Below are 6,477 nucleotides of genomic sequence, written 5' to 3'. Positions count from 1 at the left end.
CGCGTCGCGCCATTCACCGACGAATCAAGCTGCCCCTTGTTCACCGCATCCGTATCTTCCGTGCCCGCCGCGACATTCGTGATCTGCCGCTCACTACCAACATCACCCACCGAGACAGTGTTTGCACGATCGGTGTACGAGCTTGCACCGAGCGCGACAGAATTCGCCGCACCCGCAATCGCCGATTCGCCGATGGCCGTACTGCTCAAGCCATCGGCCCAGCTGTTCCAACCGAGCGCCGTCGCGTAGTCGTTAGTCGCCCATGCGCCTGCGCCGAAGGCGGATGCCCCCGTGCCCGTCGCTTGTGCGGGAATGAAGCCGAAGAAGGTGCTGCCACCGACCGCGACACTTTCATCGCCGGTAGCCTGTGCGCTTTCACCGACCGACACGCTGCTCGCACCGGTCGCTGCACTCTGCGTACCGACCGCCGTCGACAGAGCGCCAGTCGCATTGGCGACGGCACCCACCGCGGTGGCCTGGGCGCCGCTTGCGTAGGCGCCGACACCGAACGAGGACGCGGCAAAACCACCGGCCTGTGCACTCGCACCGACCGCCGTACCGCCCACACCCGCACTGGTTGCGCCGGTATCGACCGGCACGCCGCCGTTGGTGATCAGCGGGTTGCCGTCTTCATCGACCGCCACGCCACCGACCGCGACACTACCTGGGCCATTAGCCTGGGCACCCGAACCATAGGCCGCGCTGTTCTGACCCGTGGCGACGCTACCGAAGCCATTCGCCGTCGCATTCGTGCCGGTCGCTACGGCACCGCTGCCGGTTGCCGTGGCGCCATCGGCGCCGGCAAAGGCACCGGAGCCGGACGCCGTCGCGTACTGGCCGATCGCCTGCGCATCGTCGCTTCCGTCGCTGAGCCCGTTCGCCTTGAAGTAGTGACTCGCGTCGCTGACCCCGCCGGCTACGGCATCGAGCTGGCCTTTGTTTACCGCGTCGGTGGCTTCCGTGCCCGCGGCGACATTCGCGATCTGCCGTTCATGACCTGCCGACCCCACAGAGACGGTGTTATCTCGGTCCGCCGTCGAATCGGCGCCCAGTGCTACCGAGTTCTCACCCAGCGCCCAGGCGTTCGCACCGAGAGCCGTCGCGTTATTGCCCAGCGCCCAGCTGTTCGTGCCGACGGCGACGGCGTTCGCACTCTCCAGGCCGAACAGACCGAAACCCGTTTCAGCGAAGTTGCCGATCGCCACACTACCCTCGCCGGAGGCGCTGGCGCCCGCACCGATCGCGGTCGAACCCGCGCTGTACGCCGTCGAGCCAAAACCGTTGGCAACGGACTGGTCACCTGCCGCCGTCGCCTGCGAACCACTGGCGGTCGAGAAGTCACCGAGCGCATTGGCGACCGCGCCGACCGCCGTCGATTGTGCGCCGCTCGCATACGCGCCCACACCGAATGACGACGCTGCAAATCCCCCCGCCTGTGCACTGGCACCCACAGCGGTACCGCCAACACCCGCGCTGGTTGCGCCGGTGTCCACGGGCACGCCGCCATTGGTGATCAATGGGTTGCCGGACGCATCGACCGCGACACCGCCGACCGCGACGCTACCCGGACCATTCGCCTGCGCACCCGCACCGTACGCGGCGCTGTTCTGACCCGTGGCGACGCTGCCGTAGCCATTCGCCGTCGCATTCGTGCCGGTCGCTACCGATCCACTACCGGTCGCCGTGGCGCCATCGGCGCTGGCAAAAGCACCGGAGCCGGATGCCGTCGCGTACTGCCCCGTGGCCTGCGCGTCATCGGAACCGTCGTTCAGCCCGTTCGCCTTGAAGTAATGTGCAGCGTCACGGGTGTCGTCGGCGAGCTGGTCGACGCGCGTCGATACACCATCGACACGCGTCGACAGCGTATCCACCCGCGTCGAAACACCGTTCACCGACGTCGAGACCTTATCGAGCTGCCGCTTGTTGACCGCGTCGGTGGATTGCGTGCCATCGGCGACGTTCACCAGCTGACGCTCTTCGTTGACCTTGCCGATCGACACCGTGTTGGCCCGATTGGCGACCGATCCATCGCCGAGGGCGACGGAGTTCTTCGCCGTGGCGCTCGCGTCGGTTCCGAACGCGGAACTCGCCGAGCCACTGGCAAACGACGATTCGCCGACCGCGACACTGTCCGTGCCGGTGGCGCGGGCGTTCTGCCCCAGCGCCGTCGACCAGGCACCGGAGGACTGTGCGGCCTGCCCCAGCGCGACGCTGTAGTCGCCGCTGCTGTTCGCGGCGGTGCCGACCGCCGTGCTGTAGTTGCCGGCAGCCTTGCTCGAAGTACCGCAGGCAAAGGCATCGTCGCCCTTGGCGACCGGCGCCTTGCCCTGGATACCAAGCAGATAGCCACCGCATACGTTGCCTGCCTGAGCGGGGGCGCTACCCAGCGCCAGCATCACGCCGGCGGCCAGTGGAAGCGCGGCCATCGCAGCGCGCAGGCGTCGGGAGGCGCCACCCTTTCCATTCGCGCGTGCCAGCTCCGATGCCACGACCAGGATGCCGAGCGATTTGTTCCAGACCTTGCTGTAGATGGTATTCACGTGAATCTTCCTCCCAGATGTCCGCTTGTTAGCGATCGATGCGCGGGCGCGCGGCGCGCGGCCCATCGCCAGTCCGTCGCGACCGCGGCGGACGAGGTATTCCGAAGGCAGGAAGGCAAACGCCATCCAGCCGTCCAAACGTCGTGTCTGTTCCCCTGCCCGCGACGCGGGCCCCCATGAAGGTCGAGGCCCCGGCGAACCGGGGCCTCTTCCAGGTCATGCGTCAGAGCGTGTACGCGCCCAGCACACTCACGCCGGAGTACGCCTTCTCACCCTTCACGGTCAGCGTCCACACGCCGGCCGCGGGCTTGGTGGCCGTGAACGGCTCACTGTTACCCGGACGGTTCGGCTGTGCCTTCACCACACCCTTCGGATCGGTTACCGAGATCGACACATCGCCCGAGCCACCATAGGTGCGCAGGGTCAGCGTCTTCGCGTTGGCCGGTACCGTGAGCTGGTACGCCGTCGTGCCCGCTGCCGCACCCTTCTGATTGTTCAGAGCGACGTTGTTGGCAAGCACGATCGCCGGCGGTGCCGGCGGCGGACCGAAGGCGGCGTATTGCTTGGCCGTCTCGGCGTCGGACAGGCATGCGTTGAGGCTCGTTGCCTGGCCGGCGGTAATCAACCCGGCGGCGGCAAGCTGCGCCTCATAACCCCTGACGGCAGCCCGATAAGCACCCACGTCAGCAGCGTTGCCAGCGAGGATCTTCGCGTTGGCGATCACGTTGGCACCGATGATCATACCGCCCGGCACGAGTTTCGGAATGCCGGTGTCGCAGGTGAGCAGCAACTGGTTGCTGCGGTCGATGCCCCAGCCGATGTCCTGGAACAGCGCCGGCCCCAGGTCGAGGTCGATTTCCCCTCGGAGATCCTGGCTGATGGCGTATTCCATGATCGCGTTCGGCGTCAGGCGTGTGTCGTAGTGCGAGAACGACGACCCCGGCGAGAGCACGGCCGGCGCATAGATCAGCACACCGTCCGCGTTCGTTCCGGACAGACCGGTGCCCTTACCGACGGTGCCGGTGAGACCGGTGAGGTTGGCCTTCAGCGTGTTGCCGTCGGTCTGGCTCACCAGGATCACCGGGATGTTCACCGGCGACGTGGGTGTGCCACCCGGTGTCACGGCGGCGGGCTGGTTGTTGGCGAGAAGGACGGCCTTGGCGCCCGCCGCCTGGGCGTTGAGCGCCTTGGTGGCGAAGTCGCAGGTACCGCGATCGATCAGGGCCGTCTTGCCGGCAATGGCGGAGGCGTTGGTGATGGCGGCGCAACCGTCGTTCGGCGTGGCCTGCACCACGGCACCGGAGAAGTTCGTCGCGGTGGCCGTCGGACCGAAGCTGGCCTGGGCATACAGGTAATCGCCGGCGGCAGCAGCCGGGGCGGTCACGCGGTACACGTCGGGCTGACCCAGGGCCAGCGGTGCCTCGGCGATCACGGTCGCACCGGAGAAGGCGAGATGGCCGTCGTCCAGGGCGGCTGTCACGCGCTGAGCCGGGGTCAGGTCGTCCCACAACGTGCCGTTATGTTTGACGAAGAAACCGTAGATGTTCGGGAAAGAGCCCGGACCACCCGGGAAGTCCTCACCGGTTTCCAGATCCGTGAGATCCAGGAAGCCGAGGCCGTGCGACATCTCGTGCAACACGACGTTGAGGAAATCGATCTGTCCGGCGGGGACCTGGTGATCCAGACCCATGTACCACTTCGAGCCTTCGATACAGCCGGGCTGACCCAGTGCGCCGTTGAACTGGCTCTGGATGTCGGCTTCGGCCGGGCTAAGATCCTGGTTGGCCAATGAATTGGCCTCTGCCACGGTGTACCAGATGTTGGCCTTGGCGCCCGCGGGAAGGTTGGTGGGATCGAAAGTGAACACTTCCAACGGACCGGACGAACCGAGCACACCGCCGGTCGCATCGCATTCGAGCGGCTCGAAGGTGGCGTTGTTGACGATGGTGATGTTGCTCTTCAGGTACGCGCCGTGGATGTCCGCCGCGAACTGGAAGACGTTGAGCGCCTGTTGACCGAAGGTCGTGCCCGGATTGCCTCCGACGGGCGTGGCCGGAGTGTGGTCGTCGAGACCCTGACCCGTACCGACGTCCTGGTTGACGATCTTGATCTCGGCGGCGCTGGCGCTCATGGCGCCGAACAGACCGGCTGTGAGAAGGGCTGAGTAAAGAAGGCCGCGGCGGATCATCGTGTCACCTCCGGTGCCTTGGGCGCGACCTGGGCGCCGTGATCGTCATGGTGGATGCTGATGGAACCGTCCGCCGCACGTGTGGCGACGACGCTGCTCATCCGCTCCTGGGGCAGGCGCATTCCGGTGGCTTTGCCGCCGCTGGAAAGGTTGACCTTGCGGATCGTCTGCTTCGCGTCGGCGTTGGTCCGCGGTTGCGTGGAAAGCGAGGTCACCCGGCTTTGCCGAGCCTGGAAGGCCTTGGAGTAAGCGGCCCGCTCCGCATCGGTCGGCGCGCGAATCGCTCCGGTTGCCGGATCGATGGCGACCTGCTGCCCGGCCTGGACAGCGCGGACTTTCGGCGTCGCCTGGTTTTGCGGTGTGTCGGCGGCCTGGGCCGCTCCCACCATAAGCATGCCCGTCAGCACGAGGCCGATGGCCTGTGCCAGTGTTCGTGAAGTCATTACGCATACCTCCCTAGTGCGGCGCCGGGACCCCTCCCTGCACGCCAGCCGACGAAGGCCCCCTCGCCGGCGCAAACACTTGAAGGATTCGACGTTCCCCTCAACGCAAAATCCGAAAACGTTTATGGCGCGGTGAAGCCCAGGTTCGGCGGTGCGACGAGCACCCTCGCGGCGTTGCGGTTTACCATCTGCATGTCCCCTTGCCCGTGGTACTGCCTGCCGACGACCGGTTGCCGGCCGCCTTCCCTTTGACGCCCCTTGCGTGCGTCCCTGCCCGTACATTGAGATCCATCTGAGTGCTCCCTGAGCGTCGTCTTCTTGACGTCCGTCTCTGGAACCTAGCAGTAGGAAAATACGAACGTCAATATTTTGACGACAACTTTTTGATGGCCAAACGGCCGATGCGGGAAACCCCGCATTGGCACGCCCAGACTATTCTTTGATGTTTCAATTCATGGTGTTGCGCGCCAATAACGCGCTTGCACCAGGTTCAAACCTTTGTCCCAAAGCGAAAGAAATCATGGACTTGATCGATATCGGCGCCAACCTCACCCACGAATCCTTTCGCCAAGATCTTGACGAAGTACTGGCGCGCGCAACCACGCACGGTGTCGGCCGGATGATCGTCACGGGCGCCTCTCGCGAGGGCAGCGAGCACGCGCTCGAGCTGGCCCGGGCCAGCAAGGGTCGCCTCTACGCCACAGCCGGCGTACACCCGCACCACGCCGTGGACTACGACGAGGCGACCGATGTCGTGCTCCGGCGACTGGCCCACGAACCCGAAGTCCGTGCGGTCGGCGAGACCGGGCTGGACTACAACCGCAACTACTCGCCGCGCGATATCCAGCGGGACGTTTTCGAACGGCAGCTGGAGATCGCGGCCGACGTAGGCAAACCGCTGTTCCTGCACCAACGTGACGCGCACCACGACTTCCTCGCCATCCTGAAGCGCTACCGCGACCGCGTTCCCGCGGTGGTCGTCCACTGTTTTACGGACACCGAAGAAGCACTACGCGATTACCTCGACCTGGACTGCCACATCGGCATTACCGGATGGATATGCGACGAGCGTCGCGGTGCGCATCTGCGCGAACTGGTTAGGCTGATCCCCGCCAACCGGCTGATGCTCGAGACCGACGCCCCTTACCTGCTGCCGAGAACCGTGCGACCCATGCCGAAGGATCGGCGTAACGAGCCGATGTATCTCGCGCATATTCGTGATGAGGTGGCACGTGATCGGGGAGAGTCGAAGGAAGCGTTGACGGAGGCGTCCGTACGGACGACGGAGGCCTTTTTCGGGCTTTGA

General features: G+C 65.6%; 4 protein-coding genes. 1 reads left to right on the top strand and 3 read right to left on the bottom strand.

The window, feature by feature from the left end; genetic code table 11:
• The 3 genes from AC1DYM_RS04240 to AC1DYM_RS04230 form a co-directional block, all read right to left on the bottom strand.
• Positions 1 to 2,540, bottom strand: a 2,540-nt coding sequence (locus tag AC1DYM_RS04240; RefSeq protein ID WP_477336239.1) for an ESPR-type extended signal peptide-containing protein, incomplete at its 3' end; no start/stop codon positions are given.
• A 223-nt stretch (positions 2,541 to 2,763) separates the two neighbouring features.
• Entirely contained in the window at positions 2,764 to 4,728 is a 1,965-nt protein-coding gene (locus AC1DYM_RS04235) for a PA domain-containing protein (RefSeq protein ID WP_477336237.1), read from the bottom strand.
• Positions 4,725 to 5,171 (bottom strand): post-PEP-CTERM-1 domain-containing protein, encoded by a 447-nt coding sequence (locus AC1DYM_RS04230; RefSeq protein ID WP_477336235.1) that lies wholly within the window; start codon positions 5,169 to 5,171, stop codon positions 4,725 to 4,727. Before AC1DYM_RS04230 ends, AC1DYM_RS04235 begins: the two co-directional genes overlap by 4 nt.
• A 520-nt stretch (positions 5,172 to 5,691) precedes the next feature.
• On the opposite strand from AC1DYM_RS04230, the gene AC1DYM_RS04225 reads away from it, so the two are divergent.
• Positions 5,692 to 6,477 carry a TatD family hydrolase gene (locus AC1DYM_RS04225; RefSeq protein ID WP_477336233.1) on the top strand — a complete coding sequence of 262 codons (786 nt, stop codon included), beginning with the start codon at positions 5,692 to 5,694 and terminating at the stop codon, positions 6,475 to 6,477.

It is taken from the genome of Luteibacter sp. P1_D3, assembly GCF_056406135.1.
This window is presented reverse-complemented; position numbering and strand designations above follow the sequence as displayed.

What these genes read in the sequence shown, in the direction of transcription:
- AC1DYM_RS04235 (WP_477336237.1), bottom strand. Translation starts at nt 4,728, where the DNA reads ATGATCCGCCGCGGCCTTCTTTACTCAGCCCTTCTCACAGCCGGTCTG.
- AC1DYM_RS04230 (WP_477336235.1), bottom strand. Translation starts at nt 5,171, where the DNA reads ATGACTTCACGAACACTGGCACAGGCCATCGGCCTCGTGCTGACGGGC.
- AC1DYM_RS04225 (WP_477336233.1), top strand. Translation starts at nt 5,692, where the DNA reads ATGGACTTGATCGATATCGGCGCCAACCTCACCCACGAATCCTTTCGC.